The organism is Bosea sp. AS-1 (genome assembly GCF_002220095.1).
Taxonomy (GTDB): Bacteria; Pseudomonadota; Alphaproteobacteria; order Rhizobiales; family Beijerinckiaceae; genus Allobosea.
In genome coordinates, this window is record NZ_CP022372.1 from 1955433 (window position 1) to 1978174 (window position 22742).

Below are 22742 nucleotides of genomic sequence, written 5' to 3' on the forward strand. Positions count from 1 at the left end.
ATGCGCTCATCCGGCAGTTCTGCCCTGTCTGCGCAGGAAGACGATCTGCACGGTCAACCCGATGACGAGCGCCGCGAGGATGCTTCCCTGTGCGCCGAGAAGGAGCGGGGATTTCAGGTCGGTGACGAAGGGGTGCCCGTCCGGGACGCGACGAAGGATCTCGGTCACGGTCGGCAGCATGAGCAGGAAGGCCGTCAGGCTGAGGGCTATGGTTTCGACATATCTCGTTGCACGGTCGGGAATCGGCAGCCGGCCAACGGCATAGCCGATGAGGAGCAGCAGCAGCGTGAGCGCGCCGATCACGTTGCTCACGGGCTGATGCGCGACGAGGAAGACCGTCGCGGCACCAATCAGCATCGAGACGAAATAGACGATGCCGGCGGGCGAACGGGGGACGATCCGGCCATGGAGAGCAAACATATAGGCGGCGGCCGGAATGGCCGGCAGGCTGCCGAGTGTGTGTACCCAGCCAAGAGATGAAATGCCGAACATGGAAGATGCCTTTTCAGCGAGAGGTTGAATGGCGGCAATGCGCTGCAGGTGCCGCGAAGCAAAATCTATCTACTAGTTGGTAGGTTACTTAGGCGCGTATTTTCACGTTTCGGCGAGCGATGCTCATCGCGGTGCTGTCAGCTGTTCCAGTCGCGGATGAATGATGGCCCCGAAGATCTTGGGGTCGCCATAGGCGCGGGCCGAGAGCATCGCGCCATGGACGCAGGCCATGAAGGCTTCCGCCTCGGCCTTGGCTGAACCGGAGAGCTGCAGGCTGCCTTGCGTTGCGCCGCGTTCGAGGACCGAAGTCAGCCAGGCTGACAGGGCGCGAAAATGGGCGCGGACCTCGAGTGCGATCTCCGGTGGGAGGACGGGAATCTGGCTCGCCAGCAGGGCACAAACGCAGATCGGCGCGCTGGCGTCGCCGATACAGGCCTCCCAATAACCCGTATAGGCACGCAATTGCTGTGCAGGATCCGGGAACTGGCGTTCCAGGGCGGCAATACCGGCCTCGGCCTCTTCCCGATAGCGGGCGACAAGCGTGCGGACGAGGTCGGCCTTGCTGGGAAAATGATGGTGGATGCTCGCATTGCGGATGCCGACCACCTTCGCGATGTCGGCATAGCTGAAGCCGTTATACCCGCCCTCGATCAGCAGGGAGCGGGCGCAACGCAGGATTTCATCGGATGTCGACGCTGAGGCGGTCATACTCGATTTCTACCTACTAGTAAGTAGGTCGTCAAGGCGCGCTCAATCGCCGCAGCGGCGGACCTCAACCCGCTCTCTGTACGAACGAGTCCAGCACCATCTTCCGGCCGGCCTTGTCGAAATCGACGGTGAGCTTGTTGCCATCGACACTGGCGACGGAGCCGGGGCCGAACTTGACGTGGAAGACGCGGGCACCTTCGCCATAGGCGGATTCACCGGTGGATTTTGCCGTCAGCTCACCCTCGATCAGGAGCGGGCCGCGTTGACGTGAGCTGCCGCCAAAGCCGCGGCCGCTCTCGGAGAAGCCGCTGTTCTTGGCGCGGTTCTCCTGCGCGCGCTGCCAGCCCGGCGTGTTGTAGGTCGAGCCGAAGCTCTCCATCCGGTCGAAGCGCGAGGCGCCGTAGCCGCCTTGCGAATAGCTGGTCGGGGCCTGCTCGACCTCGACATGTTCCTCCGGCAACTCATCGATGAAGCGCGAGGGCAGGCTGGTCTGCCAGAGGCCGTGGATGCGCCGGTTCGAGGCGAAATAGAGCTTCAGCTTCTTGCGGGCGCGCGTGAGGCCGACATGGGCGAGGCGGCGCTCTTCCTCAAGACCTGCGCGACCGTTCTCGTCGAGCGCGCGCTGGTTGGGGAACAGCCCTTCCTCCCAGCCGGGCAGGAAGACGGTGTCGAATTCCAGCCCCTTGGCCGCATGCAATGTCATGATCGAGACGCGGCGTTGCTCGGCTTCGCCGCCATCGGCGTCCATCACCAGCGAGACGTGCTCGAGGAAGGCGGGCAGGTCGGGGAACTCGTCGAGCGAGCGGACGAGCTCCTTGAGGTTTTCGAGGCGCCCGGCGGCGTCGGCCGAGCGGTCCTTCTTCCACATCTCGGTGTAGCCGCTCTCCTCCAGCACGAGCTCGGCGAGCTCGCCCTGGCGCATATGCTCGGCGCGGGCCGACCAGCGGCCGAAGGCATCGACCAGTTCGCGCAGCGCCGTGCGGGCCTTGGGCTTCAACTCGTCGCTCTCGACCGCGGCGCGGGCCGATTGCATCAGCGAGAAACCGGTGGCGCGGGCGTGGTTGTGCAGGAGCTGGACCGTCGCGTCGCCGAGGCCGCGCTTGGGCACGTTGACGATGCGCTCGAAGGCGAGATCGTCGGTCGGCGAGACCACGCAGCGCAGATAGGCGAGCGCATCGCGGATTTCGGCGCGCTCATAGAAGCGCGGGCCGCCGATGACGCGGTAGGGCACGCCAGCCTGGACGAAGCGCTCCTCGATTTCGCGCATCTGCGCCGAGATGCGCACCAGCACCGCGACCTCACCGAGGTCGAGGCCCTTGGCTTGCATGGCTTCGATTTCGTCGGAGACGAGGCGGGCCTCCTCCTGGCTGTCCCAGGCGCCAGTGATGGTGACCTTCTCGCCGAGCGCATCCTCGGTGCGGAGCGTCTTGCCGAGGCGGCCTTCATTGCGGGCTATGAGCTTGGAGGCAGTCGCGAGGATATGGCCGGTCGAGCGGTAGTTGCGCTCCAGCCGGATCACGGTCGCGCCTGGAAAGTCGTGCTCGAAGCGCAGGATGTTGTCGACCTCGGCGCCGCGCCAGCCATAGATCGACTGGTCGTCGTCGCCGACGCAGCAGATGTTGCGGCGGCCCTGCGCCAGCAGGCGCAGCCAGAGATACTGGGCGGTGTTGGTGTCCTGGTACTCGTCGACCAGGATGTAGCGGAAGCGCTCGTGATAGGTCTGCAGCACATCCGGGTAGTCGCGGAACAGCGTCAGGCAGTGTAGCAGCAGATCGCCGAAATCGACGGCATTGAGCGCGAGCAGCCGCTCCTGATAAGCGGCATAGAGCTTGCCCCCCTTGCCATGGGCGAAGACGGCGGCCTCGCCCGCCGGCACGTCCTTGGGCGCGAGCCCGCGATTCTTCCATGAGTCGATGAAGCCTGCCAGCATGCGGCCGGGCCAGCGCTTCTCGTCGATGTTCTCGGCCTGGATCACCTGCTTCATCAGGCGGATCTGGTCGTCGGTGTCGAGGATGGTGAAGTCGCTGCGCAGGTCGAGGAGCTCGGCGTGGCGGCGCAGCAGCTTGGCCGAGATCGAGTGGAAGGTGCCGAGCCAGGGCATGCCCTCGGCAACCGGGCCGACCAGATGGGCGACGCGCTCCTTCATCTCGCGCGCCGCCTTGTTGGTGAAGGTCACGGCGAGGATCTGGGAGGGATAGGCGCGGCCGGTCGAGATCAGATGGCCGATGCGGGTGGTCAGCACGCGGGTCTTGCCGGTTCCGGCGCCGGCCAGCACCAGAACCGGGCCTTCCGTCGCCTCGACCGCCTGGCGCTGCTCCGGGTTCAGCCCTGCGAGATAGCCGGCTGCCGGCTGCGCGGCTGCACGCGCGGCGAGGCCGCCGGGGCGGGGCGAGGGAGCGGAAAAGGCGTCTGTCTCTGACAAGGGTATGCGCTGCTCGTGCGTGATTCGTTCTCCAGCGAATATAGGGCGTCGATGTCAGGATTGCGCCCTGCCGGAGCGATCATTTTATACTCCGTTCCACAAGGAGGTGGCAGCAATGGCAGAGCCGGACAGGCAAAACCGCTGGGAGATCACCAATCAGGTGCCGATACTGGCCGGGTACGACGCCTTCGCCGCGGATCCGGCCTTGCCCGGCATCGTCTCTGCATTCGGTGCCGACTGGGCGCGCGAGAGGCTACACGAGGCGGGGCGGACGATCGGCTCGGCGCGGGTGCAGGAGCTGGCTTATCTCGCCAACCGCTACACGCCCGAACTTCGGGCCTTCGACCGTTTCGGCAACCGCATCGACGAGATCGCGTTCCACCCGGCCTGGCACGAGTTGATGGGCCTCGCCATTGGGCAGGAGACGCATGCGCTGGCCTGGAATCGGCCCGAGACCGGGGCGCAGGTGGCACGGGCCGTGCTGCAATATCTCTGGTACGGCACCGAGCCTGGGATCTGCTGCCCGATCAACATGACCTATGCCGCCGTGCCGGTGATGAAGCAGGACCCTCTGCTTTGGAAGCAGTGGGGCTCTCTCGTCACCTCGAACCGTTACGATCCGCGGCAGGGGCCGGCCCATCTCAAGACGGGCGCGACCGTCGGCACGGCGATGACGGAGACGCAAGGCGGCTCGGATCTGCGCCAGACCCAGACCTATGCCAAGGAGAATGGCGACGGCACCTGGTCTCTGTTCGGGCAAAAGTGGTTCTTCTCGGTGCCGCATTCCGACGTGTTCCTGACGCTGGCACGGACGGGCGAGGGCATATCCTGCTTCGCCGTGCCGGGCTGGCTGCCGGACGGATCGCGCAACGGCATTGCGATCCAACGGCTCAAGGAAAAAGTCGGCAACCGTTCGAGCGCCTCCTCCGAGGTCGAGTTTCGTGGCGCCATCGGGCATCTCATCGGCGAGAAGGGCCGGGGCATCCGCACCGGCCTGTCGATGAACCACAATTCGCGGCTCGACATCGCTGCCGCATCGTCTGGGCTGATGCGGATGGCGGTCTCGCTCGCGGCGCATCACGCGCAGCATCGGCGCGCGTTCCAGAAGGCGCTGATCGACCAGCCGATCATGCAGAATGTGCTGGCCGATCTGGCGATCGAGGCCGAAGCGGCCGCCTGGCTGGCCTTCAGGCTCTTTGCCGCGCTCGACCGGCAGGAGGAATCCGCGAGCGAGCGGCTGCTGGCGCGGGTCGGCGCGCCGATCGCGAAATACTGGATCACGCGGCGGGCGCCGGCCGTCGTCACCGAGGCGCTGGAATGCCATGGCGGCAACGGCTTCATCGAGGAGAACCCCATCGCGCGGCTCTATCGCGAGGCGCCGCTCAACGCGATCTGGGAAGGCTCGGGCAACGTCATCTGCCTCGACGTGCTGCGCTCGCTGGCGCGCGAGGAGGGAGCCGTCGATGTGCTGCGGGCCGAGCTGACTGCGGCCGCGGGCGCTGACCGGCGCTATGACGCGGCACTGAAGCGTCTCGAGGGTGAATTGCCGGAGATGATCCGCAGCGAGGGGCAGGCCCGGCGGCTGACCGAGCGGCTGGCGCTTGCACTGCAAGCCTCGCTGCTGCTGCGTTTTGCGCCCGCGCCGGTGGCGGACGCTTTCATCGCGACAAGATCGGGGGACGGCTGGTCGGGGCAGTTCGGCGACCTGCCGACGAATATCGATGCGGCGGCGCTGGCGCGAAGGGCAGTGCCGGCGGTTCCGTGACCGCCGGCATGTTCGGGGCGAGCCCGGCCGCGAGGGGCGCGGTCAGCCCTGTTCCGGTGCGAAGTTCATCGCCTCGCCGTTGATGCAGTAGCGCAGGCCGGTTGGCGGAGGACCGTCCGGGAAGACGTGGCCGAGATGGCCGCCGCAATTGGCGCAATGCACCTCGACGCGGTGCATGCCGTGGCTGAAATCCTCGGTGGTGCCGACAGCGCCCTCCAGCGGCTGATCGAAGCTCGGCCAGCCGGTGCCGCTTTCGAACTTCTTGTGCGACTTGAACAGGGGCTGATCGCAGCCGGCGCAGGAGAAGGTTCCGGCGCGCTTCTCGTAATTGAGCGCGCAGGAGCCCGCCCGCTCGGTGCCGTGGCCGCGCAGGATGCGGTATTGCTCCGGCGTCAGACGCTGGCGCCATTCGGCATCGGTGAGCTGGAAGGGAAAGGTCTCGGCCTGCTTCTTCTCGGTGCCGAACATGCGCGTCAGACCCATGATGATCTCCTTCTCGGCGGATGGCGCGGTATGCCACCGGCCCGCTGCGCCCAATATGGCGCTTCGGGTGCCGATTTTCAGCCCCCGCCGATAGGGCGCAACGCTTCACGATGGCGGCATTGCCGACCCGTCACCGCACCGTCATGCGACTCCTCTAGTCGGCTCGCCACCTTGAAAGGGAGGCGGGAACCAGTGACGCAGACGGCACGCACGGTTCGTCGGACGACCACACTGGGCCTGAGCACGGCGGTCCAGCGCAGCAAGCGGCTCTCCAAGGCGGGTCTGCTGGAATGGATGTTCACCCGTGCCTTCTCGGGGTTGGTCTATCCGCAGATCTGGGAGGATCCGGTCGTCGACATGGCGGCGCTAGGGCTCCAGGCCGACGACCATGTCGTCGCCATCGCCTCGGGCTCCTGCAACATCCTGTCCTATCTGACCGCGGCGCCGATCCGGGTCAGCGCCGTCGATCTCAATGGCGCCCATATCGCGCTGGGGCGGCTGAAGCTCGCCGCTTTGGGTCGCATGACCGATCATGCGACGTTCCGGCGCTTCTTCGGGGCTGCCGACGCCCGCGAGAACGTGGCGCTCTACGACCGCGAGATCGCGCCGCATCTCGATTCCGTCTCGCGCGGCTACTGGGAGGGGCGGGGGCTCTACGGCCGACGCCGGATCAGTCTTTTCGCCAACGGCTTCTACCGCTATGGGCTGCTCGGCCGCTTCATCGGCACCGGCCATGTGCTGGCACGCCTGCTCGGCGGTCATCCACGTGCGATGCTGGCGGCGCGCGATCTCGCCGAACAGCGGGCGCTCTACGAGAGGCATCTTGCCCCGGTCTTCGATCGCAGGCTGGTGCGCTGGCTGGTGCGTCAGCCGGCCTCGCTCTACGGGCTCGGCATCCCGCCGGCGCAGTACAAGGCACTCGCCGCCGATGGCGAGGATGGCATTCTCGGCGCGCTCAAGCTCAGGCTCGAGCGGCTGGCCTGCGATTTCGATCTCAAGGACAACTACTTCGCGCAGCAGGCTTTCGGCCGCCGTTATGGCACGGGCAGCGACGCGGCGCTGCCGCCCTATCTCCAGCCGCAGAATTTTACGGCGGTGAAAGAGCGGGCCGGTGCCGTCAGCTATCGTCAGAGCGCAATCACGGCCTTTCTGGAGGACCAGCCGGCCAAGAGCTGCGACGCCTTTGTGCTGCTCGATGCGCAGGACTGGATGAACGATGCCGAACTGGCGGCGCTGTGGTCGCAGATCACGCGCACGGCCCGGCCGGGCGCGCGGGTGATCTTCCGCACGGCTGCCGATGAGCGCCTGCTGCCTGGGCGGGTGCCGGATGCACTTCTCGACCAGTGGCGTTATGACGAGGCGAGGAGCCGCGCGCTTTGCCGTCAGGACCGCTCGGCGATCTATGGCGGCTTTCACCTCTACACAATGCCGGAGCAGGCCGCGTGAGCGCGGCCGGGCCGGCCGGTTCCGCCGCCGGGCTGATGGACCGGATCTACCGGCATCAGCGGCACATCTACGATGCCAGCCGCAAGTTCTATCTGCTCGGCCGCGACGGGTTGATCGAAGGGCTCGAGCCACCGCCCGGCGCGGCGATCCTGGAGATCGGCTGCGGCACCGGGCGCAACCTCGTCAAGATCGCGCGGCGCTATCCGGGGTGCGACTGCTACGGGCTCGATGTTTCCGCCGAGATGCTGGCGACGGCGCGAGCTTCGGTGTCGCGCGCTGGGCTGGCCGACCGGATCAGGCTGGCGCAGGCCGATGCGACCGGTTTCGATCCGCAGGTGCTGTTCGGCCGACCGGGCTTCGATCGGATCGTGATCTCCTACGCCTTGTCGATGATCCCACCCTGGCAGCCGGTGGTGACGGAGGCGCTGCGGCGGCTCAATGCGGGCGGCTCGCTGCATGTCGTCGATTTCGGCGATCAGGCCGGGCTGCCGGGCGCGTTCAAGAGTCTGCTGTCGCGCTGGCTCGCGCTGTTCCATGTGACGCCGCGCGAGGATCTGCCCGCGGTGATGCGCCAACTCTCGCAGGTGGCCGGAGCCGGCTGCCGCGTGGCGACGCCCTATCGCGGCTATGCGGTGCATGCCGTGGCGGAGATGCCGCGGGGCTAGGGCATCTCCGAGCCCGCCCCTGACGGCGTCCTTGGCCGCGGGCCTCGCAACCCGCTATCGTCCGGAGAATGGAGAGCGCCGATTCCAGCCTAGCCGAAAGCCGGTTCGAGACCCTGCGGGGCCGGCTGCGCCAGCTCTATCACGGCCGCACCCCGACTGCCCTGCGCTTTCAGGCGGTGACGACCGTCGTCGATCTGCTCATCATCGCTTTCTTCATCATCACGCCGCTGCTGAAGGACAAGCCGGCCTTCCTCTGGATCGATTATTCGGTCGCGGTGATCATGATCGCGGAGATCGGAGCGCGGCTGCTCGCATCGACCAACATGCTGCGTCTGTTGCGCCAGCCGACCATGCTGCTCGACCTCTTCATCCTCCTGACGCTGCTCATGCCGCAATGGCTGGAGAATTTCGGCTTCCTGCGCATCCTGCGGCTGTGGTCGCTCTCGCATAAGGGCATCGTCTGGACGCAGTTCCGGACCACTCGCTTCCGCGAGTGGGAGAACGTGGTGCGCGCGCTCGGCAACATCGCCACGTTCCTCTTCGTCGTCACCGGCTTCGTCTACACCTTCTTCTTCCGGCAGGCGGGCGGGCTGGAGAGCTATGTCCAGGCGCTCTATTTCACGGTCGCGACCGTCACCACCACCGGCTTCGGCGACGTGACCCTGCCAGGGATCGCCGGGAAATTGACCTCGATCGTCGTCATGATCGTTGGCATCACCCTGTTCGTGCGGTTGGCGCAGACCTTGTTCCGCCCCAACAAGATTCTCTTTCCCTGCCCGGAATGCGCATTGCAGCGCCATGAGCCCGACGCGGTCTACTGCAAGGCCTGCGGGCACCGGCTGAAGATACCGGACGAGGGCGAGTGAGACCGCCGCTCAGTGTCGGGTTTCGGTCTCGGGTTCCCTCGCCGGATCCTCGACCTTGATCGACCGCCGCTCCGGCATGCCGATGATCCGCCCGACCGCGGCCGGCAGCGGCATCATGCTGTGGGCGGCCTTCATCAGCGCGAGATTGGCGAGGATGTCGGGCGGGAAGGGCGTCACCTTGCGATGGACCATGTCGACATGGAGCGACATGTTCTCGCTGGTGGCGGCAAGCCAGCCTTCGTTCGCGTGGCGCATCTCAAGGTAATAGTGCAGCCGCTTGTCGTCGAAGGCGATGAGCTGGGCGGTGACGCGGACGAGGTCGCCCTCGGTCAACTCCCGCTTGTAGAGGACGTGGCATTCGGCGGTGAAGGTCGAGGCATGGCGCGTCTCGACATAGTCTCTGGTCAGCCCGACGAGCGAGAAGACCTCGTCGACCGCGCGGTCGAACAGCACATGATAATAGGCCATGTTGAGATGACCGTTGTAGTCAATCCATTGCGGCTCGACCCGCATGGACGACGAAACGAAGGGTGCGAAGAACAGCGCCGGGGCGCGAGTCTCGTTCGTCATGGTCCGCCCTCCCTGTCCAGCGCCTCGTTCAAGGGGTGGCAGCATTATTTCTGCTGCCCATCCGTCATTTGCGTGCTCTATTATGAACCGATCCTGACCGTTGCCGATCGGCTCGGCGCGGGCAGAAAACAACCCGCACCGGAACGATCTCGCGATCGTAACCGGGGACGAAGCCGATCTGTTCCAAATCTAAGCGCCAAACCCGGATATTGACAATGAGCCTGCCCGCCGCGTCGCTTCACGAAACTTCCAGCGTTGCTGCGCTGCCGCCGTTGCGCGAGGCCGTCGAGGCCGTGACGCAGGCGCTGGCTGCCCGCTTCGGCAACCGGCTGGTCACCAGCCTGGCGGTCCGACAGCAGCACGGCCACACGCTGACCTGGATCCCGAACCAGGCGCCGGACGCGGTGGTGTTTCCGCAGAGCACGGAAGAGGTCTCCGAGATCGTGAAGCTCTGCGCCGCGCATGGCGTGCCGGTCATCGCCTTCGGCACCGGCACCTCGCTCGAGGGTCATGTCAACGCGCCCTTCGGCGGCGTCTCGATCGACATGTCGCAGATGAAGCGGATCGTCGCCGTCCACGCCGAGGATCTCGACGTGGTGGTGGAGCCCGGCGTCACCCGCAAGGAGCTCAACGAACATCTGCGCGACCAGGGACTGATGTTCCCGATCGATCCGGGCGCCGATGCCTCGATCGGCGGCATGGCGGCGACGCGGGCCTCGGGCACCAATGCCGTGCGCTACGGCACGATGAAGGACAATGTGCTGTCGCTGAAGGCAGTAATGGCGGACGGCTCGGTCGTCACCACCGCGACTCGCGCCCGCAAGACCTCGGCCGGCTACGACCTCACGCGCCTCCTGGTCGGTTCGGAAGGCACCCTCGGCATCATCACAGAGGTCACGCTGAAGCTGCACGGCATTCCGGAGGCGATCGCCGCCGGCGTTTGCCCCTTCCCCTCGGTGAAGGCGGCCTGCGACGCAACGATCCTGACGATCCAGAGCGGGCTGCCGGTCGCGCGCATCGAGCTGCTCGACGATTCGATGATCCGGGGCGTCAACCTGCACGCCAAGCTCGGCCTGCCGGAGACGACGATGCTGTTCGTCGAGTTCCATGGCACCGAGGCTGGTGTCGCCGAGCAGTCGGAACGTTTCGGAGAGATCGCGGCCGAATTCGGCGGCGGCCCGTTCGAATGGGCGACCAAGGCCGAGGATCGCTCTAAGCTCTGGCAGGCGCGCCACGACGCCTATTGGGCGGCGAAGGCGCTCCGGCCCGGCGTCGACTCGGTCGCGACCGACGTCTGCGTGCCGATCTCGCGGCTGGCCGAATGCGTCGAGGAGACCAAGCGCGACATCGAGGAAAGCGGGCTGATCGCACCGATCGCCGGCCATGTCGGCGATGGCAATTTCCACACGCAGCCCCTCGTCGACCTGGATGACCCAGACGAGGTGGCGCGGGCTCAGGCCTTCATCGACCGGCTGGTGAAGCGGGCGCTCGCCATGGGCGGCACTTGCACCGGCGAGCACGGCGTCGGCCAGAAGAAGGTGAAATATCTCGAGCTCGAGCATGGGCCGGAGGCGCTGGCGATGATGCGCACGCTGAAGCGGGCGCTCGACCCGCAGAACATCCTCAATCCGGGCAAAATCCTCGTTCTGTGACATCGCAGCCGCTTGCGCACCCCCGCGGCTTGGCCGAAATGTCGTGATCTCGCCGCGACTTGCGGGCAAGTTGAACGGCAGGCTTCGGCGCGAGCCGTCGTTGCGAGGAGCGCGGGCTCCGAAGTGATCCAGGGGGCGGGTCGGGACGACCCACCCGTTCCCGCGGATCGTTTCGCTCTGCTTGCAATGACATTCGGGGCTGACGCCCTTTTACCACCGCGACAGGAGCAGAAAGCGGAATTTGCGTGAAACTCTGACAGTCCTCGCAGCCTTGCTGGTGCTGACGCTCCTGGCGGCCCTGATCGGCCCCGGCTTCGTCGACTGGCGCGTTTATCGGTCACAGTTCGAAACGCAATTGAGCGAGGCGCTCGGCGTCGAGACGACGGTCAGCGGGGATATCCGCCTGCGGCTGCTGCCTTCGCCGCGGATCACGCTGGGCGGCTTGCGGATCGGCGAGCCGGGCGAGGCGAGTTCGGCCACGGTCGAGACGGCCACCGTCGAGCTGGCTCTGGCCTCGCTGGCGCGCGGCGAGTTCCGTTTCTCCGAGGCGAGCTTCGATGGCGCCACGCTATCGCTCATACTCGATCCGAACGGGGCGATCCGCCTGCCTCAGCGCAGGAGCGGCGGCTTGCCGTCGCAGGCGAGCCTCGACCGGCTGACGATCAGCCGCTCGGCGCTGATCTGGCGCGACCCAGCCAAGGCGCCAGTGACGATCGCGCCGATCGCCGCCGAGGTTTCGGCGGTGAGCCTGGCCGGGCCCTGGCGCTTCGAGGGCGAGGTTGCGGGCGTTTCGGTGCGAGTCTCCACCGGCGAGATGGAGGAGGGCGGACGGCTCAGGGCCAAGGCCTTCCTCACCGGCGACAATCTGCAGTTCAATTTCGATGGGGCGCTGCTCCTGCCGCAGAGGAACGGCGGTGTCGGCGCCGAGGTGGACGGCCTGTTCAACCTTTCGCCGGGCGGGGCGGTGGCGCTGTCCGGCCGGGTCCGTGGCGGCAGCCGCCAGCTCGATCTTACGGGATTGACGCTCGATCTCGCCGGCGGTGCGGCGCGGCTGGAGGGCGAGGGACAATATCTGCTGGCGAACGGCACCGGCTCGCTCGCGCTGCGGGCGCGGCGGCTCGATGCCGATGCGCTGGCGACGGCACTCGCCGAGCGCAAGGGCTTCGAGCAGGCGTTGCAGGGCCTGCCCGGCAGCTTCGACATCAGCCTCGATCTCGACCAGATGATCTGGCGTGGCGAAGATTTCTCGGCGCTCGCGCTGCGGGGCAAACTGCACGACCATGGGCTGTCCGACGCCACCGCCTCGTTGCGCGTCGCCGGCGCGCTGGTTGGCGCCAGCGGCAGCTTGAGCGAGCGGGAGGCGTCCGGACGGCTGACCGTCAAGGCAGAGGATGCGCGTCGCGTCGCGCTGGTACTGGCGCGCAACGGACTCGACCCGGCCCTTGGGGACATGATCGCACGGCTCGGCCGGATCGACGCCGACGCCACGGGGGGCTGGAGCGAAGCCGGCCTCGCTTTCCAGCATCTGCTGGTCGCCGGATCTTCGGGGCTGCGGCTCGAAGCCGCGGGCGAATTGACCGACAAGCGGCTCGCCGCCAGGGCGACTGTGAATGGGCTCGACCTCAACAGCCTGCCGCCGGGGACGAGCTTCGCCGGGCTGTTCGGCACGCGCGACATCGCGCTCGACCTGTCGCTGGCCAATGCGCGTTTCCGCAATGCGCCGCCGGGCTCGGGCTCGCTCGACCTCAAGCGCGAGGGCGATAGCTGGCGGCTGAGTCGACTCTCGGTCGATGGTTTCGGCGGGGTGAGCGTGACCGGTTCCGGCGCCTTGCTGGCGGAGGGCGGCGAGATTTCCGGACGCGTGCGGGCGCCGCGTTTCGAGACCCTGGCCGCGCTTGCCGGGCCGCTGCTGCCGGAGAAGGCTGCGCAGGTGCTCGCCCGTGCCGGCGACGGGCTGTCGCGGCTCGATGCCGGTTTCCGGCTGACACGTGCGGCCTCGGGCGAGACCGGGTTTTCGGCACAGGGTACGGCGGCGGCCGGCAAGCTCTCGGTCGATGGCCGGCTCGACCGGTCCGGAACCTGGCAACGCGCGACGCTCGGCTTCGACCTCACCGACCGGCGGCAGGCTTTCGCGGCGCTCGGGCTACCGGCACCGACGCAGAGCGGGCCGGGCAAGCTCACGCTCGATCTGGGCGGCGGTCGCGCGGTCGGCTCGCTGGCCGGGCCGGGGCTGTCGGTCGTGGTCGAGGATGGGGCAGGCGGATCGCAACTCACCCTGCAGGCGGACGGACCGGACCAGATCCTCGCGGAAGGCCCGGCGCGACTGTTGCCCGATGGGGTTCTCGATGCCCATGCCCGGCTGCGGATAAGCGAGGAGACCGTCAGGCTCGACGACATCGCTGCCAATCTTGGCGGTGCTGCCGCGACGGGCTCGCTCACCCTGCCGCGTGAGGGGCGCTATCAGGGGCGCTTCTCCGTCCCCGGAGCCGATCTGCGCGGGCTGATCGGCGCTGCGCTGGGTCAGGCGTCACCCACCGTCGGCTCGCTCTGGTCGACGGCACGATTCGGGCGCATCGCCGAGCTGCCCGAGATGGATGTGGCAGTCGAGGCCGGCGTGCTGACGCTGGTCGATGGCGTGGTTCTTCAGAAAGCTCGCTTCGCGCTCAGGTCCGATCAGGACGGGCTCAGGCTCGAGGATGTGGCCGGCAGCTATGGTGGCGGGCAGGTATCCGGCCGGCTCGGCCTGAGGCGTGATGGCGGATTGGCACAACTCAATGGCCGGATCGATCTCGCGGGCGTCGATCTTGCCGGGCTGACCAAGGCGGCGGTCGCAGGTAAGGGGGCGGGGCGTTTCGAGTTCGGCGGCGCTGGCGAGACCCCAGCGCGGCTGGTCGCGGGGCTGAGCGGGGCCGGCAGTCTGTCGCTCGCCGGCACGCGTCTCGCGCGCTTCGATCCCAAGGCCTACGATCGTATCATCGCCAATACCGGTGAGGACGCCTCAGAAAGCGACGCCTCGCGGTTGCGCGACCGGCTGGCCGAGGCGCTCGACAAGGATTCCTGGGCGCTGGGCGACGTGACGCTGCCCTTCACGCTGGCCGGCGGGTTGATCCGGCTGCAGCCGTTCTCGTTCGAGCGCAACGGACTGAAGGCCGAGGCGAGCGGTACGGTCGATCTGCGCGGGCTGACTGCGGATCTGAGGCTCGGCCTGAGGCCGATCGGTCCATTGCCGAAAGGCTGGCCGGGCGATGCGCCGCAGGTCGGGATCGCCTGGCGCGGACCGCTCTTGGATCTCAGGCGCGAGAGCGATGTGAGCGCGCTTTCGAATACCGTGGCGGCACGGGCGCTGGCGCGTGAGATCGAGCGGGTCGAGGCCTTCGAGGCTGATGCGCGCGAGCGGGCGATGCACGCACGCCGGCTTCGGGCCGAGCGCGAGATGCGCGAGAACGAGCGCCAGCTCAATCTCTTCCTGAAGGCGCAGGAGGAAGCGCGCCTCGCCGAGGAGAAGCGCCAGGAAGAGCTGCGGCGGGCCGAGGAACAGCGCAGGCTCGCGGAAGAGCAGCGCAAGCAGGCCGAACAGGCCAGAGCCGAACAGGAGGCGCGGCGCCGGGCCGAAGTCGAGGAGCGTGCGCGAGCGGCGGCCGAGCGTGCTGCTGCGCAACCGGCTCCGACGCCGCCCTCACCGCAGCCTCAGCCGGGGCCGCTCGTCCTGCCGAGCGCGCCGCGGGCGAGCTCCCCCGAAGGGACGGTGCAGACGCCGCCGGCAAGCACGCCAGCTCAGCCGTTCCAGATCGCTCCCATGCCGCCGCCGCGCAACGCGCCGCTGAACTGAGATGCTGATTCAACAGCTTCCCAGATTGATTCCGGTTCTGCCTGTAAGGCTCTGAGCTGATGGGTTTGTTTTGCGAGGGCGATGAGGCGCTGCTTCAGCCTCGCGCCCCGGCTAACTTCCGATAATGCGCTAGCGCGTGGAGGCGCAGCGCTGCCGAGAGGTTGATGTTGCCGCGGGCGGTATCGATCTCGGCGATCAGGGTGGCGAGGCTGCGGCCTTCACCGGCGGCGATCTCTTTCAGCGCTTCCCAGAACTCATCTTCGAGCGAGACGCTGGTGCGGTGGCCGGCAATACTGAGCGAGCGCTTGCGCTCCGGCGTCATGCCTTCTCCGGCGCGTCATCCCGCGACAGGCGGTGGCCTTCGATATGGCGTTCGGCCTTGGCGCGCTCGGCCTCGGTGAGATTGCGTTCTGCCTTGCTGCGCCCGAAGGCGATGCGGTTCTGCTCGGCCTGCTTGCCGGCTTCCGTGCGCGCCTTTTGCTTGCGGGCACGGCGGAGGTTGACGATCTCGGCCATGGCGGAGCTTCCGTTCAAGCGGGGCTGAGCATCTTCTCAGGCCGCACCGTCTCGTCGAAGAGCTTCGCGTCGACGCCGGCCTTCAGCGCTTCCTCGCGCAGTGTCGTGCCGTTGTGATGGGCGGCCTTGGCGATGCTCGCGGCCTTGTCGTAGCCGATCGCGGGGGCGAGGGCCGTCACCAGCATCAGCGAGCGCGACAGCAGGTCCTTGAGCTGCGCCTCGTTGGGTACGATGCCCTCCACGCAGTTGATGCGGAAGCTGTCTGCCGCATCGGCCAGGAGCCGCACCGACTGAAGGAAGGCGGCGGCGATTACCGGCTTGAAGACGTTGAGCTCGAAATGGCCCTGGGAGGCGGCGAAGCCGATCGTCGCCTGATTGCCGTGGACCTGGGTCGCGACCATGGTCAGCGCCTCGGCCTGGGTCGGGTTGACCTTACCGGGCATGATCGAGGAGCCGGGCTCGTTCTCGGGCAGGCTGATCTCGCCGAGGCCGGAGCGTGGGCCGGAGCCCATCAGGCGGATGTCGTTGCCGATCTTGAACAGGTCGGAGGCGAGCGCGGCGAGCGTGCCATGGGCGGCAGCCAACGCGCCGTGGCTCGCCAGCGCCTCGAACTTGTTGTCGGCGCTGCGGAAGGGCAGGCCGGACAGGATCGCGACCTCCTTGGCGAAGAGCACCGCGAAATCGGGATGAGTATTGAGGCCGGTGCCGACGGCGGTGCCGCCCTGGGCCAGCGCGTAGAGCCCGCCGAGCGCCGCCTCTATGCGGCCGATGCCGAGATGAAGCTGCATGGCGTAGCCGGAGAATTCCTGGCCAAGCGTGACAGGAGTGGCGTCCTGCAGATGGGTGCGGCCGATCTTCACCAGGTCCTTGAAGGCTTCGGCCTTGGTGGCGAGCGCGGTTTCAAGGTTGTGTAACGCAGGGAGCAGCCTGCGCGTGATCTCCAACACGGCGGCGATATGCATCGCGGTCGGGAAGGAATCGTTGGAGGACTGGCCGCGATTGACGTGGTCGTTCGGGTGCACCGGGCTCTTGGCGCCAAGGCCGGCGCCAAGCAATTCGTTGGCGCGATTCGCGAGCACCTCGTTGGCGTTCATGTTGGACTGGGTTCCGGAACCCGTTTGCCAGATCACCAGCGGGAAATGATCGTCGAACTTGCCGGCGAGCGCCTCGTCCGAAGCCTGGCCGATGGCGCCGGCGACGCGCTGGTCGAGCAGGCCGAGGCGGGCATTGACGCGAGCGGCGGCCTTCTTGACCAGCACCAAAGCGTGGACCAGCGGCAGTGGCATGCGCTCGCGCTCGCCGCCGATCTTGAAATTCTCCAGCGAGCGCTGTGTCTGCGCGCCCCAGTAGCGATCCGCCGGCACGGCGATCGGGCCGAAGGAATCGGTTTCGGTGCGCGTCTCGGTCATGGGATCAAGTCCGTCAGCTGCGTCGTCAGGTCTTCTTGCGGAAGGAATCGAGGCTGACGACTTCGGCGGTACCGCGGCCGTCGCCGTCGCTCTCGGAGGCCGCGGCCTCCTTGTCGCCGGCCTTGCCGTCGCCGTCGGAAGTTTCCGCCTCGGCCGCCTTCGATTTCACGGCCGGAACACCCGCCGGCACGACTTTGGCCGGCAGTGGGGTCGGCGCGTCCGCCGTTTCGGGCTCCTGCGGGACCTCGGCCTCCTCGGGCGCGTCCTGCGTCTCGAATTTGAGGCCGAACTGCACGGAGGGGTCGAAGAAGGTCGTGATCGCGTCGAAGGGCACAAGCAGCCTCTCCGGCACGCCGGAGAACGACAGGCCGACCTCGAAGGCATGGTCGCTGACGCTCAGATCCCAGAACTGGTGCTGGAGGACGATGGTCATCTCCTCCGGATGCTTCTCGCGCAGGCGCTGCGACAGGCGCACGCCCGGAGCCCCCGTGCGGAAGGTGACATAGAAATGATGCTCGCCCGGCAGCCCGTCGCGCGCGGCCTCCGACAGGATCTTGCGGACGACGCCCTTGAGCGCCTCCTGGACCATCAGATCGTAACGAAGGACATCCTTGGACATGTGCGTCGACGTTTCCGCTTCACTAAACCCGGCGGGAACAGCCGGCAGGCCAGAACATGAAAGTGGAGGCTTCTGTTGCCAGGCGCCTCCGAGCCCCGCCTTACGCGGCTAAGCGCAAGGGCTTTGGTTTGGGAACCAGCACCGCTTACGCGGCGACAGCAACCCGAGCATTGTTGTCGTTGGCAACTATGCTTTTGGCCCGATAACGGCGGAACCATGCCGAGCAAAAGGACAACCTTTACACCCTCGTCGATCCTATTTCGCCCCCGCCGAAACCCTGCGTTGTCAGGGCTTTGGTGGAGGCGCCGGGTACCGCCCCCGGGTCCGAAAGGCTTATTTCGAAATCCGTTTATCGCCATAGCCGTTCTTGCGAGCGGCAGCCGGAATATAGGCATAGCCGCGGCGCGGGAAAAGACCGTTGGCTCGATTTCGACAGCAAGGATCATCAGGTGAGGCTTTCGCGCCTCAATCGAGAATTCGTCCATCTCGCGCGTCGATGTCGAGGATGATCTCGTCGTCGTCCACGGTGCGCCCAGCCAGCTCCCAGCGATCGCCCGCGCGGGTGATCTCCTCGACATGGACGAGCCCGGCGCTCCAGGCGATTTCGCGGGCGCGGCTTTCCGAGATCGTCTGCCCATCCTCGGGCGAGGTTGCCGCGGCCTGTGCCCATATGGCAGGGCTCGGCAGGGCGGCGAAACCACCGAACAGGGTCAGCGCAAGCAGGCGAGCCGCACCGTTCATCCGCATCTCGAACCTCGTGAATCAGAGGTGCGAAGAGTGCGCTCGAATGCGGCAGGTTTCCGACAGGAGCCATCACGGCCGGTCGCAATGCCGTGAGGCGATCAGTTCCCGGCCTTGGCCGAGGCGGGCCGCTCCCGCTCCAGTTTGATGATGGTGCCGTCGCTGGCGCGCAGCTTGATCTCGATCTCGGAGCCGAGGCTGTCGCGGCCCTCGACCTTCCACTGCCCGTCGTCCAGCTTGATCTCCTCGATGCGGGCGACGCCGTTTTCGGTCGCGATGCGGCGTGCATCCTCCATGGAGATTCCCTTGTCGGACGGCTTGGGCGGCGTCGTGGAGGGCTGGGCCCATACGGGCGCCGGCAGCGTGAGCGTGGCCATGACGGCCAGCATCGTCGATCGTCGTGAGAGCATGCTTGCCTCTCCCTCGTTCAGGACAGCCGGTGAGGCAACCACAGCGGCCGGGCATTGTTCCGGCCACGCCCTGTCGCGACATGCTGCAAAGGCTGGGGACGCTTGCCGGCACGGCAGCGCCAAGGCGGTTGCGAGCGGCTATGCTCGCGTGCTTTGCGTTGCCGGAGATGCCCCGGCCGGCCACGGGGAAGGCGGCGCATCCGCCATGATGCGGTGCGCGGAAGGAAGAGGATTGTCGCGACCGGTATCGCGCGGTCCCAGGAGACAAGAATGAGCCGCAGGCACCCGGAATACCAATATCTCGACCTTCTGTCCGACGTGCTGGAACGGGGCGACGAGCGGCTCGACCGCACCGGTGTGGGCACGCGCTCGATCTTCGGCGCCATGGCCCGCTTCGACCTGTCGGATGGGACGGTGCCGATCCTGACCACCAAGCGCGTCTTCTGGAAGACGGCGGTGAAGGAGATGCTCTGGTTCCTCACCGGCCAGACCAATATCCAGCCGCTGATCCGCGCGAATGTGCGGATCTGGACCGACTGGCCGCTTGCTGCCTATCGCCGCGAGACCGGCGAAGCGATCAGCCAGAGCGACTTCGAGAAGCGCATCGCCGAGGATGATGCCTTTGCGGCGCGCTGGGGCGAGCTCGGTCCGGTCTATGGCAAGCAATGGCGACGCTGGCTGGGCGCCGATGGCGGCGAGCACGACCAGATCAGCGAGCTCATCAACACGCTGCGCAACAACCCGTCGAGCCGCCGGATGCTGTTCCATGGCTGGAACGTGGCCGAGCTCAGCCAGATGGCGCTGCCCCCCTGTCACATGGTCTACCAGTACCATGTCACCTCCGACGGGCGGCTGAATTCCCTATGCTTCCAACGCTCGGCCGACCTGCTGCTCGGAGTGGGATTCAACTGGGTCAATTGCTGCGCTCTGCAATTGATGATCGCGCAGCAGGCGGGCCTGAAGCTCGGCGATTTCGTCTGGTTCGGCGGAGATGTGCATCTCTACCTCAACCATCTCGACCAGGCGCGGGAGCAGTTGGCCCGTGAGCCGCGCCCATTCCCCAAAATGCGCCTGACGCGGCACGCCGCCAGCATCGACGACTACCGGATCGAGGATTTCGAGGTCGAGGACTACTCGCCTCATGCCGTCATCAAGGCCGACGTCGCGGTGTGAGCCCGACTGAGGCGGTCCGGCGCCGCATGCATCCGCTGCAGGGCGGCCAAGCTCGCGACCGGGCTCGACGGCGCCCCCGCCTTACGGGATGACCTGTCCAAGGCTGCAATCCGCGGGCGTGAGCCCCGGCCAGCGCCAGCAGACAAGGCCGTCGCCCGGACGCGGCTGGGAGGGGTGGGTTGAAGCTGCCATTGTGGCTGAGCGCCTTGAGCGCGACTCTGTTGGTGCAGGTCGTCAGTTCGTTCGCTGCAGCCGCCGTGCCGCTTCTCGGCCCAATCCTGACGCTACGGTGGGGGCTGGCGCCACAGGACATCGGCTACGTCTCGGCCGTGGTCTCCGCCGGCATCTGCTGGTTCCTGGCCTGCGGCGGCGTGATGCTCGGGCATTATGGCCCGATCCGCACCTTGCAGTTCGGCCTCCTGTCCGTCGCCGTCGGGCTGGCGATCCTGTCGCAGCCGGTCATCGCGGTCGCGCTCGTCGGTGCCCTGCTCGTCGGGCTGGGGTTGGCGCCGAACACGCCTGCGGGCAGCCAGATCCTGATGCGCGCCGCGCCGCCGGAGCATCGCACGCTGGTCTTTTCGATCAAGCAGGCGGGCGTGCCGCTCGGAGGCGCACTGGCCGGCCTCGCCGTTGCGCCCCTGGTGCTGACATTCGGTTTCACCGGCGCCATCGCGACGGTCATCGCCGTCACGCTGCTCTGCGCCTTGTCGGTGCAGGGGTTTCGCCACAGGCTCGATGAGGAAAAGGGGCCGCAGAACCCCGCCTGGCCGCGCCTATTCCTGTCGCCCTCGTCGCTGACGCGCTCGGCGCGGGTGCTCAACTCCCACCCATCGCTGCCGATGCTGACCGCGATGGGGGTGTCGTTCTCGATCACCCAGGCCTGCATCACGGCATTCACGGCGACCTACATGGTCACGCAGCACGGGAAGAGTCTCGCGCAGGCCGGCTTCTACATGTCGGTGCTGCTGGCGGCGAGCACGCTGGCGCGCATCTTCTTCGGCTGGCTGGCCGACCGGCTGGGAACGGGACTGATGCTCCTGTCCGCTCTGGCGGTCGGGGCCGGCGGCGCGATCCTGCTGCTCGTCTGGCTCGCCGCGGGGAGCCCCTGGCTGGTCTATGGCTGCATGGCGCTGGTCGGAGCGACCTCGATGGGCTGGAACGGCGTGCATATGGCCGAACTCGCCCGTGCCTCGCCCGCAGCGCTGATCGGCGAGATCACGTCGGGCGCGAGCCTGTTCGGCTTCGTCGGCTCGATCTGCGGGCCGCTGGTCTTCGCCGTCGTCGCCAGCAAGACCGGAGGGTTTACCTGGCCGTTCGTTCTCGTCGCCGGACAGCTGATCCTGTTCGGCGTCTTTACCCTGGGCCGCAGGGGCATCGCCACCTTGATCCGCTAGAGGCCGGACCGGAAAGCGCAGGTCGATTTCCGGTCCGAAGCTTGGACGGCGCGATTACTTCGCGGCGTAGATATCCTTGTACTGATCGCGCAGCAGGTTCTTCTGGACCTTGCCCATGGTGTTGCGCGGCAGCTCGGGCACGATGAAGACCTGCTTCGGCAGCTTGAATTTGGCGAGCCGGTCCTCAAGCGCCTTCGCAATGACTGGTGCGGTGATGTTGGCGCCCGGTTTGCAGACCACGACCGCCGTGACGCCCTCGCCGAAATCAGCGTGCGGCACGCCGAAGACCGCGCTCTCGACGACGCCCTCCATGCCGTCGATCTCGGTCTCGACCTCCTTCGGGTAGACGTTGTAGCCGCCGGTGATGATCAGGTCCTTGCCGCGCCCGACGATGTGGACATAGCCACGCTCGTCGATCTTCCCGAGATCGCCCGTGATGAAGAAGCCGTCCGGCCGGAACTCGGCCGCCGTCTTCTCGGGGTTGCGCCAGTAGCCCTTGAAGACGTTCGGTCCCTTGACCTCGATCATGCCGATCTCCTCGGCCGCCAGCGCCTTGCCGGTTTCGGGATCGACGACGCGGGCGGTGACGCCCGGCAGCGGGAAGCCGACCGTGCCGGCGACGCGATCCCCGTCATAGGGGTTCGAGGTGTTCATGTTGGTCTCGGTCATGCCGTAGCGTTCGAGGATGGCGTGGCCGGTGCGCTCGCGCCATTCGCGATGCGTCTCGGCCAGCAGCGGCGCTGAGCCGGAGACGAAGAGGCGCATATGCTTCGTCGTCTCCCGGTTCAGCCGCGCATCCTGCAGCAGGCGGACATAGAAGGTTGGCACGCCCATCATGCTCGTCGCCTGCGGCATGTATTTGAAGATTTGCTCGGGGTCGAATTTCGGCAGCAGCACCATCGAGGCGCCGGAAAGCAGCACGACATTGGTCGCGACGAACAGGCCGTGGGTGTGGAAGATCGGCAGCGCGTGCAGCAGCACGTCGTCCTTGCTGAAGCGCCAGTAATCGGCCAGCGTCAGGGAGTTCGACGACAGGTTGTCGTGGCTGAGCATCGCTCCCTTCGAGCGCCCGGTCGTGCCGGAGGTATAGAGGATGGCGGCGAGATCGTCCGGTCCGCGGGCGACATCGCTGAAGCTGGCCGAAGCCGCGTTGGCCTTGTCGAGCAGGCTGCCATTGCCGACGCCGAGCGTCTCCAGCCGGGCGCCCGCCTTCTCCGCGACAGGCCGCAGGCCGTCGGCCTTGGCCGGGTCGCAGACGAAGACGGTGGGCTCGGCATCGCCGAGGAAGTACTCGATCTCGGCCGGGGTGTAGGCGGAGTTGAGCGGCAGGAAGATCGCGCCCGCCCGGACCGTGCCGAGATAGAGCATCAGGGACTCGATGCTCTTCTCGACTTGAACCGCCACGCGATCGCCTGGCTTTACGCCGAGGCCGACCAGCGCATTGGCGAAGCGGGCGGAGACGTCGAGCACGTCCTGATAGCGGTAGACCCGGCCGTCATCGAGCAGCGCGAAACGCGCCTCGGGGCCCGGCATCCGAGAGCGGATCAGGTCGAACAGGTGGTTGGTCATCGATGAAAGTCCC

General features: G+C 67.0%; 20 protein-coding genes and 1 other RNA gene. 8 read left to right on the forward strand and 13 right to left on the reverse strand.

Annotated features, from left to right (window positions below):
• Positions 1 to 6: 6 nt before the first annotated feature.
• From CE453_RS10970 to CE453_RS10980, 3 genes are all read right to left on the reverse strand, one after another.
• Positions 7 to 492, reverse strand: coding sequence for a hypothetical protein (locus CE453_RS10970; RefSeq protein ID WP_089174620.1), 486 nt, complete (start codon positions 490 to 492; stop codon positions 7 to 9).
• 123 nt (positions 493 to 615) lie between these two features.
• Entirely contained in the window at positions 616 to 1200 is a 585-nt protein-coding gene (locus tag CE453_RS10975) for a TetR/AcrR family transcriptional regulator (protein WP_089174621.1), read from the reverse strand.
• Between the two features lie 64 nt (positions 1201 to 1264).
• Positions 1265 to 3622 (reverse strand): ATP-dependent helicase, encoded by a 2358-nt coding sequence (locus CE453_RS10980; protein WP_089174622.1) that lies wholly within the window; start codon positions 3620 to 3622, stop codon positions 1265 to 1267.
• 115 nt (positions 3623 to 3737) lie between these two features.
• Between CE453_RS10980 and CE453_RS10985 the strand changes: the two genes are divergently transcribed.
• Positions 3738 to 5387 (forward strand): acyl-CoA dehydrogenase family protein, encoded by a 1650-nt coding sequence (locus CE453_RS10985; RefSeq protein WP_089174623.1) that lies wholly within the window; start codon positions 3738 to 3740, stop codon positions 5385 to 5387.
• Positions 5388 to 5429: 42 nt separating this feature from the next.
• On the opposite strand, the gene msrB is transcribed toward CE453_RS10985, so the two are convergent.
• Positions 5430 to 5870, reverse strand: coding sequence for a peptide-methionine (R)-S-oxide reductase MsrB (gene msrB, locus CE453_RS10990; RefSeq protein WP_198302317.1), 441 nt, complete (start codon positions 5868 to 5870; stop codon positions 5430 to 5432).
• Positions 5871 to 6062: 192 nt separating this feature from the next.
• Between msrB and CE453_RS10995 the strand changes: the two genes are divergently transcribed.
• The 3 genes from CE453_RS10995 (at position 6063) to CE453_RS11005 (ending at position 8847) form a co-directional block, all read left to right on the forward strand.
• Positions 6063 to 7316, forward strand: a complete 1254-nt coding sequence (locus tag CE453_RS10995; RefSeq protein ID WP_248308032.1) for a BtaA family protein — start codon at positions 6063 to 6065, stop codon at positions 7314 to 7316.
• A 35-nt stretch (positions 7317 to 7351) separates the two neighbouring features.
• Entirely contained in the window at positions 7352 to 7981 is a 630-nt protein-coding gene (locus tag CE453_RS11000) for a class I SAM-dependent methyltransferase (protein ID WP_089177835.1), read from the forward strand.
• Positions 7982 to 8049: 68 nt separating this feature from the next.
• Positions 8050 to 8847, forward strand: a complete 798-nt coding sequence (locus CE453_RS11005; protein WP_089174625.1) for a potassium channel family protein — start codon at positions 8050 to 8052, stop codon at positions 8845 to 8847.
• A 9-nt stretch (positions 8848 to 8856) separates the two neighbouring features.
• Here the strand turns inward: CE453_RS11005 and CE453_RS11010 are convergent, their stop codons facing one another.
• The gene (locus CE453_RS11010; RefSeq protein ID WP_089174626.1) at positions 8857 to 9417 is read right to left on the reverse strand and encodes a thioesterase family protein; all 561 of its coding nucleotides are present in this window, start codon (positions 9415 to 9417) and stop codon (positions 8857 to 8859) included.
• A 215-nt stretch (positions 9418 to 9632) separates the two neighbouring features.
• Between CE453_RS11010 and CE453_RS11015 the strand changes: the two genes are divergently transcribed.
• Together CE453_RS11015 and CE453_RS11020 are read left to right on the forward strand one after the other, a co-directional pair.
• Positions 9633 to 11069: an FAD-binding oxidoreductase gene (locus CE453_RS11015; protein ID WP_089174627.1), complete on the forward strand. Its 1437-nt coding sequence runs from the start codon at positions 9633 to 9635 to the stop codon at positions 11067 to 11069.
• 241 nt (positions 11070 to 11310) lie between these two features.
• Positions 11311 to 14898 (forward strand): AsmA family protein, encoded by a 3588-nt coding sequence (locus CE453_RS11020; protein WP_089174628.1) that lies wholly within the window; start codon positions 11311 to 11313, stop codon positions 14896 to 14898.
• A 94-nt stretch (positions 14899 to 14992) separates the two neighbouring features.
• Here CE453_RS11020 and CE453_RS11025 read toward each other — a convergent pair whose 3' ends face one another.
• The 7 genes from CE453_RS11025 to CE453_RS11055 form a co-directional block, all read right to left on the reverse strand.
• Positions 14993 to 15220 (reverse strand): ribbon-helix-helix domain-containing protein, encoded by a 228-nt coding sequence (locus CE453_RS11025; protein WP_089174629.1) that lies wholly within the window; start codon positions 15218 to 15220, stop codon positions 14993 to 14995.
• On the reverse strand, positions 15217 to 15414 hold the full coding sequence (locus CE453_RS11030; protein WP_089174630.1) for a DUF4169 family protein: 198 nt from the start codon (positions 15412 to 15414) through the stop codon (positions 15217 to 15219). The genes CE453_RS11025 and CE453_RS11030 overlap by 4 nt, the downstream gene beginning before the upstream one ends.
• Positions 15415 to 15428: 14 nt before the next feature.
• Positions 15429 to 16823: a class II fumarate hydratase gene (fumC, locus tag CE453_RS11035; protein WP_089174631.1), complete on the reverse strand. Its 1395-nt coding sequence runs from the start codon at positions 16821 to 16823 to the stop codon at positions 15429 to 15431.
• A gap of 25 nt (positions 16824 to 16848) precedes the next feature.
• Positions 16849 to 17442, reverse strand: a complete 594-nt coding sequence (locus CE453_RS11040; RefSeq protein WP_089174632.1) for an SspB family protein — start codon at positions 17440 to 17442, stop codon at positions 16849 to 16851.
• Between the two features lie 61 nt (positions 17443 to 17503).
• Positions 17504 to 17859: a transfer-messenger RNA gene (gene ssrA / locus CE453_RS11045) on the reverse strand.
• A 48-nt stretch (positions 17860 to 17907) separates the two neighbouring features.
• On the reverse strand, positions 17908 to 18189 hold the full coding sequence (locus CE453_RS11050) for a PepSY domain-containing protein (protein ID WP_157732986.1): 282 nt from the start codon (positions 18187 to 18189) through the stop codon (positions 17908 to 17910).
• Positions 18190 to 18284: 95 nt separating this feature from the next.
• The gene (locus tag CE453_RS11055) at positions 18285 to 18572 is read right to left on the reverse strand and encodes a PepSY domain-containing protein (protein WP_157732987.1); all 288 of its coding nucleotides are present in this window, start codon (positions 18570 to 18572) and stop codon (positions 18285 to 18287) included.
• Between the two features lie 291 nt (positions 18573 to 18863).
• Here CE453_RS11055 and CE453_RS11060 point away from each other — a divergent pair, with 291 nt between their 5' ends.
• Both CE453_RS11060 and CE453_RS11065 read left to right on the forward strand, forming a co-directional pair.
• The gene (locus CE453_RS11060) at positions 18864 to 19766 is read left to right on the forward strand and encodes a thymidylate synthase (protein ID WP_089174635.1); all 903 of its coding nucleotides are present in this window, start codon (positions 18864 to 18866) and stop codon (positions 19764 to 19766) included.
• A 179-nt stretch (positions 19767 to 19945) separates the two neighbouring features.
• On the forward strand, positions 19946 to 21160 hold the full coding sequence (locus CE453_RS11065) for an MFS transporter (RefSeq protein WP_089174636.1): 1215 nt from the start codon (positions 19946 to 19948) through the stop codon (positions 21158 to 21160).
• 54 nt (positions 21161 to 21214) lie between these two features.
• On the opposite strand, the gene CE453_RS11070 is transcribed toward CE453_RS11065, so the two are convergent.
• Entirely contained in the window at positions 21215 to 22729 is a 1515-nt protein-coding gene (locus CE453_RS11070; RefSeq protein ID WP_089174637.1) for a malonate--CoA ligase, read from the reverse strand.
• Between the last annotated feature and the right edge of the window lie 13 nt (positions 22730 to 22742).